The 15,520-nt window shown below is 70.3% G+C and carries 12 protein-coding genes; 3 read left to right on the top strand and 9 right to left on the bottom strand.

Annotation, left to right across the window (positions count from 1 at the left end; translation table 11 throughout):
* Nucleotides 1-79: 79 nt before the first annotated feature.
* The 9 genes from ACGFSC_RS11110 to ACGFSC_RS11150 form a co-directional block, all read right to left on the bottom strand.
* On the bottom strand, nt 80-775 hold the full coding sequence (locus ACGFSC_RS11110; protein ID WP_359899058.1) for an alpha/beta fold hydrolase: 696 nt from the start codon (nt 773-775) through the stop codon (nt 80-82).
* Complete coding sequence (locus tag ACGFSC_RS11115; RefSeq protein WP_359899060.1) at nt 772-2,439, bottom strand: non-ribosomal peptide synthetase; 1,668 nt, start codon at nt 2,437-2,439, stop codon at nt 772-774. Before ACGFSC_RS11115 ends, ACGFSC_RS11110 begins: the two co-directional genes overlap by 4 nt.
* A 31-nt stretch (nt 2,440-2,470) precedes the next feature.
* Complete coding sequence (locus ACGFSC_RS11120) at nt 2,471-3,241, bottom strand: alpha/beta fold hydrolase (RefSeq protein WP_359899062.1); 771 nt, start codon at nt 3,239-3,241, stop codon at nt 2,471-2,473.
* A 49-nt stretch (nt 3,242-3,290) separates the two neighbouring features.
* Nucleotides 3,291-5,048 (bottom strand): ABC transporter ATP-binding protein, encoded by a 1,758-nt coding sequence (locus tag ACGFSC_RS11125; protein ID WP_359899064.1) that lies wholly within the window; start codon nt 5,046-5,048, stop codon nt 3,291-3,293.
* Nucleotides 5,045-6,781, bottom strand: coding sequence for an ABC transporter ATP-binding protein (locus ACGFSC_RS11130; RefSeq protein ID WP_359899066.1), 1,737 nt, complete (start codon nt 6,779-6,781; stop codon nt 5,045-5,047). Before ACGFSC_RS11130 ends, ACGFSC_RS11125 begins: the two co-directional genes overlap by 4 nt.
* 211 nt (nt 6,782-6,992) lie before the next feature.
* Entirely contained in the window at nt 6,993-8,258 is a 1,266-nt protein-coding gene (locus ACGFSC_RS11135; RefSeq protein WP_359899068.1) for a condensation domain-containing protein, read from the bottom strand.
* Nucleotides 8,259-8,278: 20 nt separating this feature from the next.
* Complete coding sequence (locus ACGFSC_RS11140) at nt 8,279-9,421, bottom strand: acyl-CoA dehydrogenase family protein (protein ID WP_359899070.1); 1,143 nt, start codon at nt 9,419-9,421, stop codon at nt 8,279-8,281.
* A gap of 76 nt (nt 9,422-9,497) precedes the next feature.
* Nucleotides 9,498-10,571 (bottom strand): pyridoxal-phosphate dependent enzyme, encoded by a 1,074-nt coding sequence (locus ACGFSC_RS11145; protein ID WP_359899072.1) that lies wholly within the window; start codon nt 10,569-10,571, stop codon nt 9,498-9,500.
* A 279-nt stretch (nt 10,572-10,850) separates the two neighbouring features.
* Nucleotides 10,851-11,894 (bottom strand): TauD/TfdA family dioxygenase, encoded by a 1,044-nt coding sequence (locus tag ACGFSC_RS11150; protein ID WP_359899074.1) that lies wholly within the window; start codon nt 11,892-11,894, stop codon nt 10,851-10,853.
* A 167-nt stretch (nt 11,895-12,061) separates the two neighbouring features.
* Between ACGFSC_RS11150 and ACGFSC_RS11155 the strand changes: the two genes are divergently transcribed.
* The 3 genes from ACGFSC_RS11155 (at nt 12,062) to ACGFSC_RS11165 (ending at nt 15,499) form a co-directional block, all read left to right on the top strand.
* The gene (locus tag ACGFSC_RS11155) at nt 12,062-12,301 is read left to right on the top strand and encodes an acyl carrier protein (RefSeq protein ID WP_359899076.1); all 240 of its coding nucleotides are present in this window, start codon (nt 12,062-12,064) and stop codon (nt 12,299-12,301) included.
* A gap of 327 nt (nt 12,302-12,628) precedes the next feature.
* On the top strand, nt 12,629-14,620 hold the full coding sequence (locus tag ACGFSC_RS11160; protein WP_359899078.1) for a carbamoyltransferase C-terminal domain-containing protein: 1,992 nt from the start codon (nt 12,629-12,631) through the stop codon (nt 14,618-14,620).
* Nucleotides 14,621-14,935: 315 nt separating this feature from the next.
* The gene (locus tag ACGFSC_RS11165) at nt 14,936-15,499 is read left to right on the top strand and encodes a class I SAM-dependent methyltransferase (protein WP_359899080.1); all 564 of its coding nucleotides are present in this window, start codon (nt 14,936-14,938) and stop codon (nt 15,497-15,499) included.
* Nucleotides 15,500-15,520 lie beyond the last annotated feature (21 nt).

A 15,520-nucleotide genomic window follows, 5' to 3' on the forward strand; every position in this document is an offset into this window, starting at 1 on the left:
GTACTCTCCGGGTTCTGGTCGACCCGGCGCGGCGGGGCGACCGACAACGGGCCGGGGGTCACCGGTGCGACGGCCGGACTCAGCACGGCTCCCCCTTCGTACAGACCGCTTCGACGGCGGCCACGAGCTCACGCTCGGCGGAGTGCAGGAAGAAGTGGTCGCCGCGGATTTCCTCCACTCGGAAGGGACCGTCCGTGTACTCCGCCCACGCCTCGACCGAGGGCAGGTCCGCCTCGTCGTCCGTGTCCCCGTAGAACGCCACCACCGGGCAGCCGACCGTGCCCGGGGTGCCGGTGCCGTACTCGCCGAGGATCCGGTAGTCGGCGCGGATGACGGGGAGGTAGATCTCCATCAGCTCCTCGTTCTCCAGCAGTTCCTTCGGGGTCCCGCCCAACGCGGCCAGTCGCTCGATGAGTTCGGCGTCGGAGAGTCGGTGGCTGTCCGCGTCGGCGGCCGGCAGCCGGGGTGCGCGGCTGGCCGAGACCAGCAGCGCCGACGGCTCCGAAGCGCCCTTGGAGCGGAGCAGCTTGGTCAGCTCGAAGGCGATCACAGCACCGTAGCTGTGGCCGAACAGCACGTACGGCGAGGTCGGGTCGAGCTGCTGGTACAGGTCCGCGAGCAGGGCTGCCAGCTCGTCGATCGGCTCCTCCACGCAGCGTGAGCCCCGGCCGGGGAGCTCCAGCGGCACGACGGTGACGCGGTCCGGCAGGTGCCGCTGCCACGGGTCGTAGACGCGTGCCGAGCACCCGGCGTAGGGAATGCAGTAGAGGTTCACTTGGGCGTCTCCGTACGGAGGATGTGGTCGGTCAGCGAGGCGACGGTCGGGTGCCGGAAGATCTCCTTGATCGGCACCCGGATGTCGAGGCCGTCGGTGAGCCGCTTCTGGAGCACCGTCAGGAGGACCGAGTTCCCGCCGGCGTCGAAGAAGTTGGTGTCCTCGTCGACGGGGTCCGCGGCGAGCGTCTGGCGCCACGCCTCGGCCACGAGTGCCCGGACGTCCCCCGAGGGCGCTGCGGCGGGCGGTTCGGCGGCCTGCACCACCCGGTCGTCGACGGCCGGGCCGGCCGCCAATCCGATCCGGTCCACCTTTCCCGTGGTGGTGCGGGGCAGCGCGGACAGGGCGGTGATCCTGGCGGGGTGGTGGCTCGACGGCAGCCGGTCCTTCAGCCAGCCCTGGAGGTCCGCCTCGGCGCGCTGTACCACGAAGGCCACCAGCGCCGCGGTGTCGGGCCGGTCGGCGTCCTGGAGCAGCACGACGGCCTGCGAGACCTCCGGGTGCTCCTCCAGGACGGCCTCCACCTCGCCCAGCTCGATCCGGTGTCCGCGCAGTTTGACCTGGCTGTCCAGGCGGCCGAGGAACGTCAGTGCGCCGTCCGGTCCCCGTCCGACCCGGTCCCCGGTGCGGTAGACGCGGCGGCGGCCGTCGGGGGTGTCGCCGTGCAGAAAACGCTCTGCCGTCAGCTCCTCCCGGTTGAGGTAGCCGTGCGCCAGCCCCTCCCCGTAGAGCAGGAGTTCACCGCTCTCGTCGGTGAGGAGGCCCACCCCGGCCACCGGCTCGCCGAGCGAGATCCGCTCGGCGGAGTCCACCCGCGCCGCCGTGGCCCAGAGGACTCCCTCGGTCGGGCCGTACACGTTCCAGAGTTCGCCGCACCGCGGCAGCAGCTCCCGGGCGAGGCTCGGGGTGAGCGTCTCTCCGCCGGTCCACAGTCGGCTGCCGGGCGCACCCTTCCAGGCGGAGGCCGTCAGCATCCGCCAGAAGCTGGGGGTGGCCTGGACGACGTCCGGTGCGGCCCCCGCCACCAGCTCCGCGAAGGCGAGCGGATCCGCCCTGATCTCCTCCGGGACCACCGTGAAGGAGGCCCCCACGGTCAGTGGAAGGATCAGCTCCACCAGCGAGATGTCGAAGGACAGCGCGGCCATCGCCAGCACGCTCTCGCCGGCCGCCAGCCCCGGCCGCTCGGCCAGGGCGGCGAGGCGGTCGATCAGGGCCTGGTGGCCCACCATCACGCCCTTGGGCTGCCCGGTCGAGCCGGAGGTGTACAGGATGTAGGCGATCTCCCCCAGGTCCGGTTCCCTCGGCGGTGACGGAAGTCCGTTCCCCTCCAGGGCGAACTCGCCCTCGGCCAGCTCGCGCAGCAGCAGGGCGGGGCGGGCGTCGTCGAGGACCCGGGCCCGCCTGGCCGGCGGGCTCTGCCGGTCGAGCGGCAGCACGGCGCAGCCGGCGGCGTTCGCGGCGAGGATGCCGACGGCCCCGCTGAACCGGCTGGACGCGTCGAGCGCCACGACGGAGCCCGGCCGGACCTTCGCCGCTATCCGCTCGCCGAGGTCTGCGGCCAGCGCGGCGAGGTCACGGTAGGTGTAGGTGCGTGCCGTCCGCGCGGCCACGGCCTCGGGCGTCCGCTCCGCCTGAGCCTGGACGACATTCCACACTGTCTCCACGCGAGCCCCCTGGGTTCGAAAGAAGTACTGGTCAGTGGCCGACGACCGGGAGCGCCCGGGACACGCTCCGGAGCACGGCCTCCCGCTCGTCGTTGAGGAAGAGGTGGCCGCCGGGGAAGACCTCCACCTCGGTCCGGCCGGTGGTCAGCTCGGCCCAGCCATGGAGGTGCTCCTCGGCGACCCTGGGGTCCGCGTCACCGCCGAAGGCCGAGACGGGGCAGGTGAGCAACTCGCCCGGCCGGTAGACGTAGCCGGCGAACAGCGAGAGGTCGGCCCGGAAGGTCGGCAGGATGAAGGCGGCGAAGTCCGGGTTCTGCAGCAGCGTCTCCGGTGTGCCGTTGAGACGGCGGAGCTCGTTGATCAGCTCCTCGTCGGAGAGGTCGAGTTCGCTCGGCTTTCTGGACTCGTGGGCCGGTAGCGCCCGGCAGCCGGACACCGTGATCCGGACCGGCTCCAGCCCCTGCTCACGCTGCAGCCTGCGGGCGAGCTCCCAGCTGACGATGGCGCCCATGCTGTGCCCGAAGAAGGCGAACGGCCGGTCCAGGTACGGGAGCAGGGCGGGGAGAAGGACGTCCAGCAGTTCTTCCAGGTCCGCGATCGGCCGGTCGAAGAACCGGTCCTCCCGACCCGGCAGCTGCACGGCGAGTGCCTCCACTCCTTCCGGGAGTCCGGCGCCCCACCCCCGGAAGGCCGAGGCGCCTGCCCCGGCGTACGGGAAGCAGAAGAGCCGGAGGGCGCCGGGCTCGGTCCGGCCGGGAATCGGCCGGACCCAGCTCTGGGCCTGCGGTGGTGCCGAGTGCATGGGGTTCCGCTCCTACTGGTCGGGAGAGGTCGGGAGGACCGGGGCGCGCTCAGGCGCCGTGCCAGGACTTCCACAGCGCGGCGTATCCGCCGCCGGCCGCCAACAGCTCGTCGTGACTGCCCAGTTCGGTGACCCGGCCGCCGTCCATGACCGCGACCCGGTCCGCGTCGTGGGCGGTGTGCAGGCGGTGGGCGATGGCGATCACGGTGCGTTCCTTGAGCACGGCCGCCAGCGAGCGCTCGGTGTGCCGGGCCGTGGTCGGGTCGAGCAGGGAGGTGGCCTCGTCCAGGATCAGCGTGTGCGGATCGGCCAGGACCACCCGGGCCAGGGCGAGTTGCTGGGCCTGCTGGGCGTCCAGACGGAGCCCGCCGGCACCGAGTTCGGTGTCCAGCCCGTCCGGCAGCTCGTCCACCCAGTCGATGTCGACGGCGGCCAGCACCGCGAGCAGGTCCTGGTCGGTCGCGGCGGGCGCGGCGATCAGGAGGTTGTCCCGGACGGTGCCGAGGAAGACGTGATGTTCCTGGGAGACCAGGACGACGTGTCGGCGCAGCTGGGCCGGGTCGAGCTCGGCGACGGGCACCTGGCCCACCGTCACCCGTCCGGTGCGGGGCGTCTCCGCCCCTGCCAGCAGCCGGCCCAGGGTGGACTTGCCGGCTCCGGACGGGCCGACGATCGCCAGTCGCTCGCCCGGACGGACGGTGAGGTCGACGCCGTGCAGGACGTCCCGCTCACCCTGGTAGGCGTACCGGACGTCGACCACGTCGATCCGGTCGTCCTCGGGCCGGCCGCCGCCGGTCACGGCCGGGGCGTCCACCTGGCCGATGCCCTCGACCCGGGCGAAGGAGGCGTTGCTGCGCTGGAGTTGGTCGAGCCAGAGCAGGACCTTGTCCAGCGGCTCGGAGAGCTTCCAGAAGTAGAGGGCACAGGCGACGACCGCGCCGGTGGTGACCGCGCCGGTGTCGCGCAGGGCGGCGCCGAGCAGCAGGATGCCGGCGACCGGGGCGATGTACGAGAACTCGACCACGGGAAAGAGCACGGTGCGCAGGCTGAGGGTGTAGGTACGGGTGGCCCGGCAGTGCTCGACGGCCTCGGCCGTGGCGGCGATGCGGCGGTCCTGGAGACCCAGGGCCTCGACGGTGCGGGCTCCCGTCGCGGTGGAGGTGAGGATCTCGATCAGCGCGGAGTTGGCGGCGCCTTCGGCGAGGTAGCCCGTGTGCGCGCGGCGCAGGTACCAGCGGGTGGCGAACCAGATCCCGGAGAGGCAGAGCAACCCGCAGATGCCGAGCAGCGGGTTGACCGCGAGCATGGCGACCAGGATCAGGAGGATCTGGACGAGCGCCACGGAGACCTCGGGCCCGGCGTCGCGCAGGGTGGAGCCGACGGTGGCGACGTCGGCGGTGCCGCGCGTCAGCAGGTCGCCGACGCCGGCGCGTTCGACCACCGAAGCGGGCAGGGCGAGGGAGCGGTCGACGAACCGCTCGCGGATCCGCGCCAGGGTCCGCTCGCCGAAGCGGTGGGCGGCGTAGCGGGCGAAGCGGCCGAGGAGCAGCTGCGCGAGCGCGAAGCAGAGGATGCCGAGGGCGAGTCGGTCGACGTGTCCGGTGCCGGCGCCGCCCCGGACGTCGTCGATGATGCGGCCCAGCAGCCAGGGGCCGCCCAGTCCGGCGGCCGCGGCCAGTCCGTTGAGGGTCAGCGTCGCGGCGACGGCACGGCCGTCCTGCCTCATCAGGTGCACGGCGGCCCGGCGGACCTCGGCGGGACCGGCGATCGGGAGCCGTCCGGGGGCGGTCTCGGTCTGAGCGGTCATCGGACGGCCTCCTCGGCGGGCGTGGACTCGGTGGCGGTTTCGCCGCGAGCCACCAGCGCGCGGTAGCCGGGCTCTGTTGCGAGCAGTTCCTGGTGCGGGCCGGCCGCCGCCAGGCGGCCGTCGACGAGGTAGCAGACGGTGTCGGCCTGTTCCAGGAGGACGGGGGAGGTCGAGGTGAGGGCGGTGGTGCGCCCGGTCCGCGCCCGGCGCAGCCCGGCGGCCATGGCGGCCTCGGTGTGGGCGTCCACGGCGGAGGTGGGCTCGACCAGCAGGAGCACCTCCGGGTCCGCCAGCAGGGCACGGACCAGCCGCAGCCGCTGGCGCTGTCCGCCGGAGAGGTTGCTGCCCTGGGCCTGGATCATGGTGTCCAGGCCATCGGGCAGTGCCTGCACGATGTCCTGCGCCGCGGCATCTCGGACGGCCTGGGCGATGGCCGGGCCGGTGTGCTCGGACCGGCCGTCGAGCACGGTGCGCAGCGTGCCGGAGAAGAAGTCGGCGTCGTTGTCCGCCACCACGATCCGCCTGCGGATCTCGGCCAGGGCGACCTCGGCGAGCGGCACGCCGCCCCAGGTCGCGGCGGACGCGCTGTACCGGCCGAGCCGGTCGACCACGGCCGCGGAGTCGGCTGGGCGAGCGCTCACGATCGCGGTCAGCCGGCCCGGGACCAGTTCCACGCCGGTGTCGGCGTCGTGCAGTGCTGATGGCTCGTCATGGGTGGGCCGGAGTGTTGCGGCGTCTTCGAAGGCGGGTTTCAGGTCGAGCATCCGGACGACGCGTCGAGCGGCGACCAGGCCCCTGGTGAGGTCGTATCCGCCTTCGATGAAGTTGGAGACCGGTACCACCAGGACGGCGACGTAGCCGTAGACGGCGACCAGCGTGCCGATCGTGATGGTGCCCTCGGCTGCCATCCGGGCGGCCAGCCAGGTCACCAGCGCGAGGAAGAGGGCGGGCAGGCCGACCGAGAGTGCTTGGATCCAGCTGGTCACGGCGCCGACCCGGTAGCCCTCGGCCTGCAGGTCCTGCGATCCGCGCAGGTAGCGGCCGGCCAGCATCTCCTTGCCGCCGATGCCGTTGAGCACGCGCATGCCGCCGATGATGTCCCCGAGCCGGGCGGTCAGCGCCCCCTGCTGCGCGCGGTACTTGGACTCCGCGCCCTGGAGGCGTTCCAGCAGCGGTCCGACCACGACCGCGAGCAACGGCACCCCGAGCAGGACCACGAGGGCGAGCGCGACGGAGACCGACAGCAGCAGCGCGGCCGCCACCAGGTACGCCACGACAGCGCCGACGCCGGGGCCGGTGATCGTCAGTGTCTGGCTCATCTGCGCGACGTCGCCCACGCCGATGCTGGCCACCTCGCCGGCCGTCACCTTTCGGGGCAGTTCGGCACCCAGCCGGGTGGAGTGCGCGACCACGACCTTGATGGTGCGGAAGGTGGCGTCCATCCGGACCCGCGTCATGATGCGGTGGCGCATGATGCCGAGCCATGCGTTGAGCAGCGCGGCGCCGATCAGTGCGGCCACCCAGGCGACCAGGACGCCGGTCCTCCCCCGCTGGAGCCCGTCGTCGATCGCACGCTGCATGAGGTACGGCGGCAGCAGGAGGCCGACCATCCAGAGGGTGCCGATCACCGCGCCGCCCGTCACCCGTCGGCGCTGACTCATGGTCAGCCACCACAGGTAACGCGCGGCACTTCGGTGATCCGGGGTTCCCGGATCGGCGTACGAATCCGTCATGAGTGAAATCCTAACCATCTTTCCTGGGCCTTATCCAGATTTTCCTTCCACCTCCCGACCGGCTGTGGCTATAGTCACCACGGACAGGAGGTGGTCATGATGAAGAAGCAGCTTCGAGGAATCTGTGCAGGCTTCTAGAACTGGCTCGACCAAGCCCAGGGATGCCGAAGTGCGGGGGGAAGAAGCTTTTCTCCCCGCATTCTTCCGCTCTTCAGAACATTCGCCAAGGATTATCCAGTGAAACTTCTGCCAGGGAGTTCTCGGACCCCTTGGACATATTGATCAGACCAGCCTCGATCGACGCCGCGAGAACGGCTGGGAGATTTCCGTCGAGATATTCGCGGCTCGCGCCCACTCCGATGAGGATTCCCTTCCCCGTGGCCACTGCCAGGTGGAAGTTCGGCCCCGACCGCTGGGTGGACGGACGCCACTCGATCCCGGTGCGCAGGGCGGACCCGGCGGCCGGCTCGGCGTCCACATCGCCGAGGAAGTTGTAGTGCTTGGCGAAGGCGGTGGGGTCCGCGTCCGGCAGGCCGGCCTCCCGGAGACTCTCCTTCAGCGCGTCGACGTCGTAGCAGCCGTTCATGTACGCCGTCATGGACTGGACGTAGCAGGCCCGCAGATACTCCAGCGGGTGGGCCTCCTCGTCGACCGTGACGGTCACCGGGGCGAACTGGTTGAGCGAGCCGACCAGCGGCACCCACCGGGTGGTGAGCCGGTTGGCGGCCATCAGCGCGAAGGTCATCCGCTCGGTGCGCTTGAGCCGGGACAGCGCGAGCGCGCCGACGCCGAGCACCGCCGACTGGACCGAGATCTTCAGCCGGTCGGAGAGCTCCTGCGCGGCGGTCAGCCCCTCCAGGCTGTAGAGCGACGCCCGGCGTCGCTCGGTGGCGTCCTCCGGATCCCGGTCCGCCGGGACGAGCCGGCTCCAGGCCTCGGTCCAGTGCCGGACGCTCCGGGTGCCCGGTTCCTCCTGCTGCTCCTGCGCCATCTCCAGCGGCTGCACCACCGGCCCGAGCGCCCCGCCCTCCAGGAGGACACCGAGTTGCTCCTCCAGCACCCGCAGCGCACCGTTGTCGGCCGCCACGTGGTGGATCACGGTGACCAGGTGGAGCGCGTCCCCCTGGTGAGTGGTGACGAACGCGCGCCACGGCAACTCGGTCTCGATGTCGATCGGCTCGACCGCCGCCTCGCCGCCCAGCCGGAGGGCCGCCGCGAAGCTGTCCTCGGCCAGCTCCAGCGCAGCCACCCGGGACGGGCGGTACGGGTGGACCGTCTGGGCCGGTGTCGGGCCGCTCAGGTCGTAGGTGGTCCGCAGCGACTCGTGTTTCGCCACCAACTGGAGCCAGGCGTCCATGACTTGGGCTGCGCCGAGACCGAACGGCACCTCCCAGACACTGACCAGATTGGCGACCGCCCGATGGTCGGGGCCGTGTGTCTCCAGCGAACGCAGGACCGACAGCTGCCCGTATGTCACCGCCCCCGTCCGGAGCTCGCTCACAGCCGGGCCGCCCGGACGGCGAACTGACCGAGCATGGTCTGCTGGATCTGCGTCGTGCCCTCGATGATCTCCATCACCTTGGCGTCCCGGTAGTGACGCTGAACGGAAGCCTCCGCCCCGATGCCCTGGGCACCGTGGATCTGCACCGCGTCGGCGGCCGCCTTGACGGCGATCGTCGAGGTCCGGTACTTCGCCAGCAGGGTGTGGTTGACGGACTCCGTCTCCCCCCGCTCCTTGCTCACCCCGGCGTGGTAGCAGAGCAGCCTGGCCGTGATGGTGTCGGTGAGCATGTCGGCCAGCAGCTGCTGGACCAGCTGGTGGTTGCGGATCTCGGTGCCGTACTGGGTGCGGCGGCCGGCGTACTCCGTCGAGGCCTCCAGACAGGTCTGTGCCAGGCCGACGGAGCCCCAGGCGGTGCTGTAGCGGCCGAGGTCGAGGGCGCTGGAGGCGACGAAGGTGAGGCCGAGGCCGGGACGCCCGACCAGGTTGGCGGCCGGGATCCGGCAGTCGTCGAAGGTCATCCGGCCGAGCATCGAGCCGCGCAGGCCGAGCAGGCCCTCGATCGGCTCCACCGACAGGCCGGGAGTGTCCCGCTCCACCAGGAAGGCGGTGTGCTGCCCGTCGAACGTGGCGAAGACCAGGAAGAGGTCCGCGATCTGCGCGAAGCTGATCCACTTCTTGGTGCCGCGCAGGACGACATCGGCGCCGTCGGCCGTCGCCGTGGTCCCGACGGCGGCGGCGTCACTGCCGACGTCCGGCTCGGTCAGGGCGAAGGCCGCCAGCGTTCGGCCCGAGGTGATCCGGGGGAGCCACCGCTGCTTCTGCTCCTCCGTTCCCCACTTGTGGATCGAGTGGGCGACCATGTCCTCCACGGCCACGAGGTTACGGATCGACTGGCAGCCTCGGCCCAGTTCCTCGGTGAGCAGTCCGTATTCGACCCAGTCCATGCCGAGGCCGCCGAACTCCTTCGGGACGGGCGCGCCGAGGTAGCCCTGCCCGGCCAGGTCGGCGACGATCTCTCGGGAGACCGCTTGCTCGCGGTCGCAGCGGTCCGCCTGCGGGACTAGGACACGGTCGGCGAAGGCACGGAACTCGGCGTGGCGCTCGGCCTGCTGCGGGGTGAGGTGACTGAGTATCAACGCATTCCTTGCGAACGTGGGGGCGGGCGCATCACTCCGGTGGGAGCGGTGGCATCCGGCTCGGAGAGGGGGAGGCTCAGCCGGCGGTGGCGACGGCGAGGGCCGGTCCGGCGTCGGCGGCGGTGTACCGCTCACGGCCGGTCAGGTTGACCAGGACGACCTGGTCCGGGGTGATCCGCCGGGCCGCGACCTCGTTGCGCAGCGCGGCAATGGTCGCGGCCGAGGAGTGGCAGACGTCCAGCCCCTCCAGCTCGCGGAGCATCGTACGGGCTCGGACCAGTTCGTCCTGGCTCACCGAGACGATGGAGCCGCCGCTCCCGGTGGCGATGTCCCGCATGTAGGGATAGGTGGCCCGGCCGTCGCCGAGCAGGATGGCCCGGGCCAGACCTGTCGGGTGCTCGATGACGTCGTCCTCGGTGAGCTCGGCCCGTCCCTCCCGCCAGGCCGCGGCCATCGGCGCGCAGGTGTCCTGCTGGACCATCACGAAGCGGGGCGAGGAGGTGAGCCGGCCGCAGGCGAGGTACTCCGCCACGCCCTTGCGCGCGGCCATCATCCCCATGCCGCTGCTGATGGCCTGGACGACGACGTCGGGCTTGTCGTCCATGGCGTCGAAGGCTTCCAGGTAGGTGAGCTTCAGGCCCTCGCGACGGGCCCAGTTGAAGAACCCGCCCTCCCAGACCAGGCCCTTCCGAGCTGCGAACTCCTGGGCCGCCCGGGTGGCTTGTGCGTAGTTGCCGTCCACCACGGTGAGGGACACCCGGTCGCCGGTCTCGATGTCGTGGTCGCCGGTGAAGTCACGGCCGCAGAAGAAGTGTGCCCGCATCGAGTGGTCCCTCCGCACAGCGCGGGCCAGGGCGGTGGAGCTGTTCCCGGTGCTGGAGGCGACGAACTCCTTGATCCCGAACTGCCGGAACACGGCCAGGACCACGGAGGCCAGCCGGTCCTTGGTGGTCCCGGTCGGCTGCTGGGACTCGTCCTTCACCCAGAGGCGGGGCAGACCGATGGCCGCTCCGAGGCGCGAGGCCGGACGGCAGGGGGTCCGCACGCTGATGCCGGCGTCGTGTAAGTGCTCGGATTCGACCGGAAGGAAGTCCAGGTAGGTCAGCTCAGGCCGGTCACCGTCATGCTCGGTGACGTTCTCCAGGTTCATCCTTGGATCGAGTGCACCCGAACACCGGGGACATCGGAGCCGGAATTCCGGGTCGGATTCCCAGCCGCAGTCGACGCATAACAGGCGGTACTTGGGCGGCGCTTCGGCTTTTGCACAGTGGTCGACGACCGGCATTTTGCTTTTCCCCCACAGAAGTTACCGGAGAATGGACCGACTGACCCGAATCTATGCCGGAGCCACGATGCCAGTACATCTACATGTATGACCGAGTTGACCTGCACGCACCACCTGATCGCCGTGGCGTCACGGCGCGGCCTCTCAGGCCAGCGCTTCGCTCCGGCCTCCCATGAGGGCACGCGACACGAAGCCGTCGGGCCCGCGGGGCACGTCGCCGACGACGGTGGTGCGGTGCACGATCCGCTCCTCCTGGAACATCAGGCCGTCCACCGGACCGGCATGGGCCACGGCGCGGTTGTCCCACATGACGAGGGTGTCCTGCTCCCAGCGGACCCGGGCGTGGATCTCGTCCCGCCCGGCGAGCTCGTCGAGAAGGAAGTCCAGCAGGGCCGCGCTCTCGCGGGGCTTGAGACCGCGGATGGCCTGGAGGAAGACGGCGCTGACGAGCAGGCTGCGCGCACCGGTCTCGGGGTGCACCCGCACCAGCGGGTGCACGGCCGCGAAGGGGCCGGCCGGCTTGCCGTCGAAGCGGGGCGCCGCCGTCGGGGCGTGTCGGGAGTGTATCGCCTGCAAGGTGTCGACGTACCCCCGGAGGGAAGGCGACAACCCTTCGTAGAGCGCTTCCAGATTGGCGAAGAGAGTGTCGCCGCCGACCGGTGGAATCTCGACACCGCGCAGAATGGTGATGGCGTTCGGATTGACCACGAAGGTGCTGTCGACGTGCCACTCGGTTCGCAGGCGCCGCGGTGTCGATCCCTTCAACGGATGACTGAGGCCGGCCTCGGCCTCGACCAGCGCCCGTCGCTCCTCCGACAGTGCGGTCCGCAACACGGCGGGGGCCTCGCTCAGACCGTTCACGATGGGATGTGCCGCAGTGGCACCGCCCAGAGCATTGGTGAGTTCGACCTGTTGCGCGTCACTCATCGGCTGATTCCGGAAAACGAGAACTTTGTGACGCACCAGGGCCTCACGAAGGCGGGCCACTACGGCCGGCGACAACTCCGCCGCGAGATCGACGCCTTCCACCTCCGCGCCAGTGATAGGCGTGAGAGGCCGAAAAGTCATTTCTGACACCAGAACCCCCAATGGCGTGCCTGTGCGATCAAACGTGGACCACCCTACCCCAGGGTACCCACGTCCTGTCGAGCCTTCGACCAGGGAAAGCGCGCCGACTCGACAAACCATTGCTTCACTACGCCCGTTTCACACCAATCTCGCCCACCTGACCCAACGCGACACAATCTGGACATCAGCCGTCTGCCAACCAGAAAAAGAGACTTGACGATGTCCCAGCAACACCATAGGGTCAATTACCTGCATAGGCCTCGAATGCAAGAGATCTGGAACACAAAATGTCGAACGCACAGTCCGACGAGTTGATGTCGGTGATTTCCGAAGTATTCGCCCCCCTTGAAGTCTCGCTGGACAGCACTTTCGATGACCTCGGAGCCACCTCCGTGTCGCTGCTCCGCCTGATGGTCTCGATCCAGAGCACGTTCGACGTCGATCTGGACGTCGTCGACATGTTCACCGTGGCCAACGTCGGTGAACTGGTCCAGCTCGTCGAGGAGCGGATCCCCGCTTCGAAGTAGTCCCGCCACGGACGGACCGGAGCGATCCCGTCGCTCGCCTCGGGGCCGGCGCATACACATGAGGATGCGGGGTCGGAGTCCGTCCCCGCCGTCCCCGTCCCGAGGCCTCGTAGAGGGTCGAAGTCCCCGTGCAGGCCGCCGCCGGGGTTCCGGCCCGAGGCCCGATCGCACCCGACCGGGACAGTCTGTCGCACCTGACGTCGCCGGTGGACACCGACGCCCGGCCGAGCCGGCCCCGGCAGCCTCGCGACCGCCTACGCGGGCCGTTTCCAGGACCGTCTGGCCCGAAGAGCCAGCAGCCACTGTCCGACCGCCGAAAGAGACATCGTGACCGCGTACCCAGCCGCGAAGTACTTCCTGTCGAGCTACATCTCCCCGCCCGGCAGCTTATCCGTCATCGCACCGCGCCACGACCAGAACATCGCGCTCTGGCGCAGTCACGACTCGCGGGTCGAACTCGTCAGAGTCTGGGAGCTCGAGCGCGTCAGCGGACAGAAGCACCACTTCTGGCCGCTGTTCACCGTCGACCGTTACAACAAGGTGCTGACCGAACTGCTCGCGGCCGAAGGGCTCTCCCCGGAGGACGTGAGCCTGTCCTGGGGCACGCCCGGCCTGCCGCACCACGCCGACATCAAGCTACCGGCGGGCGCCGAGGACTTCCCGATCCACAGCCTCGCCCACCTCTACAGCGGACTGCTCCTCGACTCCGAGGTGTTCCGCGGCGAGACCATCATCGGAATGGCCCTGGACGGCCGGCCCGACTTCGGCCTCGACCGGACGGGCAAGAAGTACTGGTACACCGGCTGCGTGTCGGCCAAGGGCGACGTCGACTTCGCTCCGGTCGAATCCCCGGCCCCGATTTACGACGCCGCGTCGTCGGAGTTCGGCAAGGAGCCGGGCACCCTGATGGCCCTGGCGTCGGCCTGCCCCACCGAAATCGCCTTCGACACCGAGGCGGCGGTGCGGGAGCTGGAGCTGTTCGGAGGCCGACGAGTACCGCTGGTCGACACGCTTCCCTTCGTCCAGGCCGTGATTCGTGCAGCCGAGTCCCAGCTGCCGTCCATGGAGCTGGACAGCCGCTTCACCCACCAGGAGCACCTGCAGTCCGCGGTCATGAAGATCGTCCAGACGGCCTGCGAGCTCGTCATGGTGCGCAACGTCGACCGGCTGCTCGAATCGGCAGGGGTGGACCCGCGCCAGGCGTACCTCTCCCTGAGCGGCGGCTTCGCCCTCAACTGTCCGACCAACTCCTTCCTCCTGCGCCGCTACGGATTCAAGGGCCTGCTCACGCCGCCGAGCGCGAACGACTCCGGCCAGTCCCTCGGGATCGGCCTCCTCGGCCTCCTCGGCGAGGGGCTGCTCCCGGGCGGTGGTTTCCGGCTCGAGTCCGCCTACCACGGCTCCGAGCTCACCGACGTCGAGAGCGCGCTGCGGCACTTCGACGACTTCATCGAGGACGTCGAGGAGTTCACCGAGGCCCGGTTCGTCGAGGACCTCTCCACCGGACCGCTGGTGTGGGCGGACGGAGCGGCCGAGATCGGTCCGCGCGCACTGGGCCACCGGAGCATCCTCGCCGATCCCCGCTCACCCCGGTCGAAGGAGCTGCTGAACGACTGGAAGAGCCGGCAGTGGTGGCGCCCCGTGGCCCCGATCGTCCTGGAGGAGTACAGCGGCGAGTGGTTCGAGGACCCCTGGCCCTCGCCCTACATGCTCGAGACGGCGTACGTGACCGAGTCCAAGCGCCGGCTGGTCCCGGCCATCCTCCACCTCGACGATTCGGCCCGGCGTCAGACCCTGTCCGCCGAGACCAACCCCCTGCTCCACCGGGCGATCGAAGCGTTCCGGCAAGCCACGGGGGTGCCGATGGTGTGCAACACCTCCCTGAACGACAAGGGTGAGCCGGTGGTGGACACGGCGGCCCAGGCCCTGAACTTCGCCATCCGCAAGGGCGCTGCCGTCGCCTACATCGCGGGCCGCCGCGTCCGGTTGCGCACGGAGGCCGCCGGCCGGAGCCCGGTTCCCACGCGTCGGCACGATCGTCGCGAGGAGCTCTTCGCGGGCCAGGAGCAGGACCGCGACGCGATCTGGGAGTCCTGGGTCGAATCGGGCTACACCACCGCGGCCATGGTCCTGATGTCCCGCTCCCCCGAGCTGCGCGATCAGGCGTTGGCGAAGCCCTCCGTGGTCAACCAACTGGCCGAGGTCGCGAGCGCCCGGGATGCAAGCGGCACGCTGGACCTCGCCGCGGCGAAGCACGCCCGGATGTTCGGCCCGGACGCCGTCTTCGACACCGAGTCCCAGGAAGGCGCGGCTTTCTGATGTGACATCAGTTCCCGTGCTCCGGGACGGGACGGATGTCACGCGCGCACCGCCGGCTGCCAGGGTTCTCCCGCTCCGGAGGGTGGCAGGGAACCGGGTGCCGCGCCCGCGGAAACCCTGGAACGGCCCTCCGGACCGTCCGCCATGCGCCGCCCGACGGCCCTGGTCCGGCGGCGTCCCGCGCGCGCCCGGCACTCTCCCAACAGCCACCGTCCGGACGGCCGTGCCGTCATGACCGGCTTCGCTCCAGCAGTACGGAGGATCAACGCAGTGAACACGAAATCGCTCTGGGCGCACACCTCTGACATGGCTCACATGAGCGAGGAGTCCCGGGCCGGGCACCCCTCGCACGCGGTCGTGACCGAGCGGATCGCGGCACTGCACGGCGAGGAACCGTTCGAACTGCTCGACTGCGGTGTCATCTCCGGGGTCACCTACCGCCACCTGCTGACGGCGGGCCTGGAGGTCGACTACACCGGCATCGACATCAACGAGGCCGCCATCGACGACTGCCGCGGGCTCCACCCCGAGGCGCGGTGGGAGCAGATGAGCGTCACCGACCTCACCTTCCCCGAAGGCTCGTTCGACGTGGTGAACTGCCGGCACGTGCTGGAGAGCCTGCCGTACTACGAGACCGCCGTCCGCGAACTGTTCCGGGTCTCCCGCCGCACCGTGGTGATCTGCATGTTCCAGGTGCCGCGGGAGACCGAGGTGCTGCTGCGGCGCGAGACGGCCGACGGCTACATCTGGCTCAACCGCTACGCCGCCGGCCCGTTCGAGGCGCTGCTGCACTCGCTCTCGGAGTCGGTCGAGATCATCGACGTCCCCGCCGACCACCGCCGCAACCAGGTCTATCTCTGCACCAAGCGATCCGCGTAGCCGTGGCCCGTTCCGGCGAGA

Source organism: Kitasatospora sp. NPDC048715, assembly GCF_043198905.1.
In the GTDB taxonomy this organism is placed as follows: domain Bacteria; phylum Actinomycetota; class Actinomycetes; order Streptomycetales; family Streptomycetaceae; genus Kitasatospora; species Kitasatospora lactacystinica.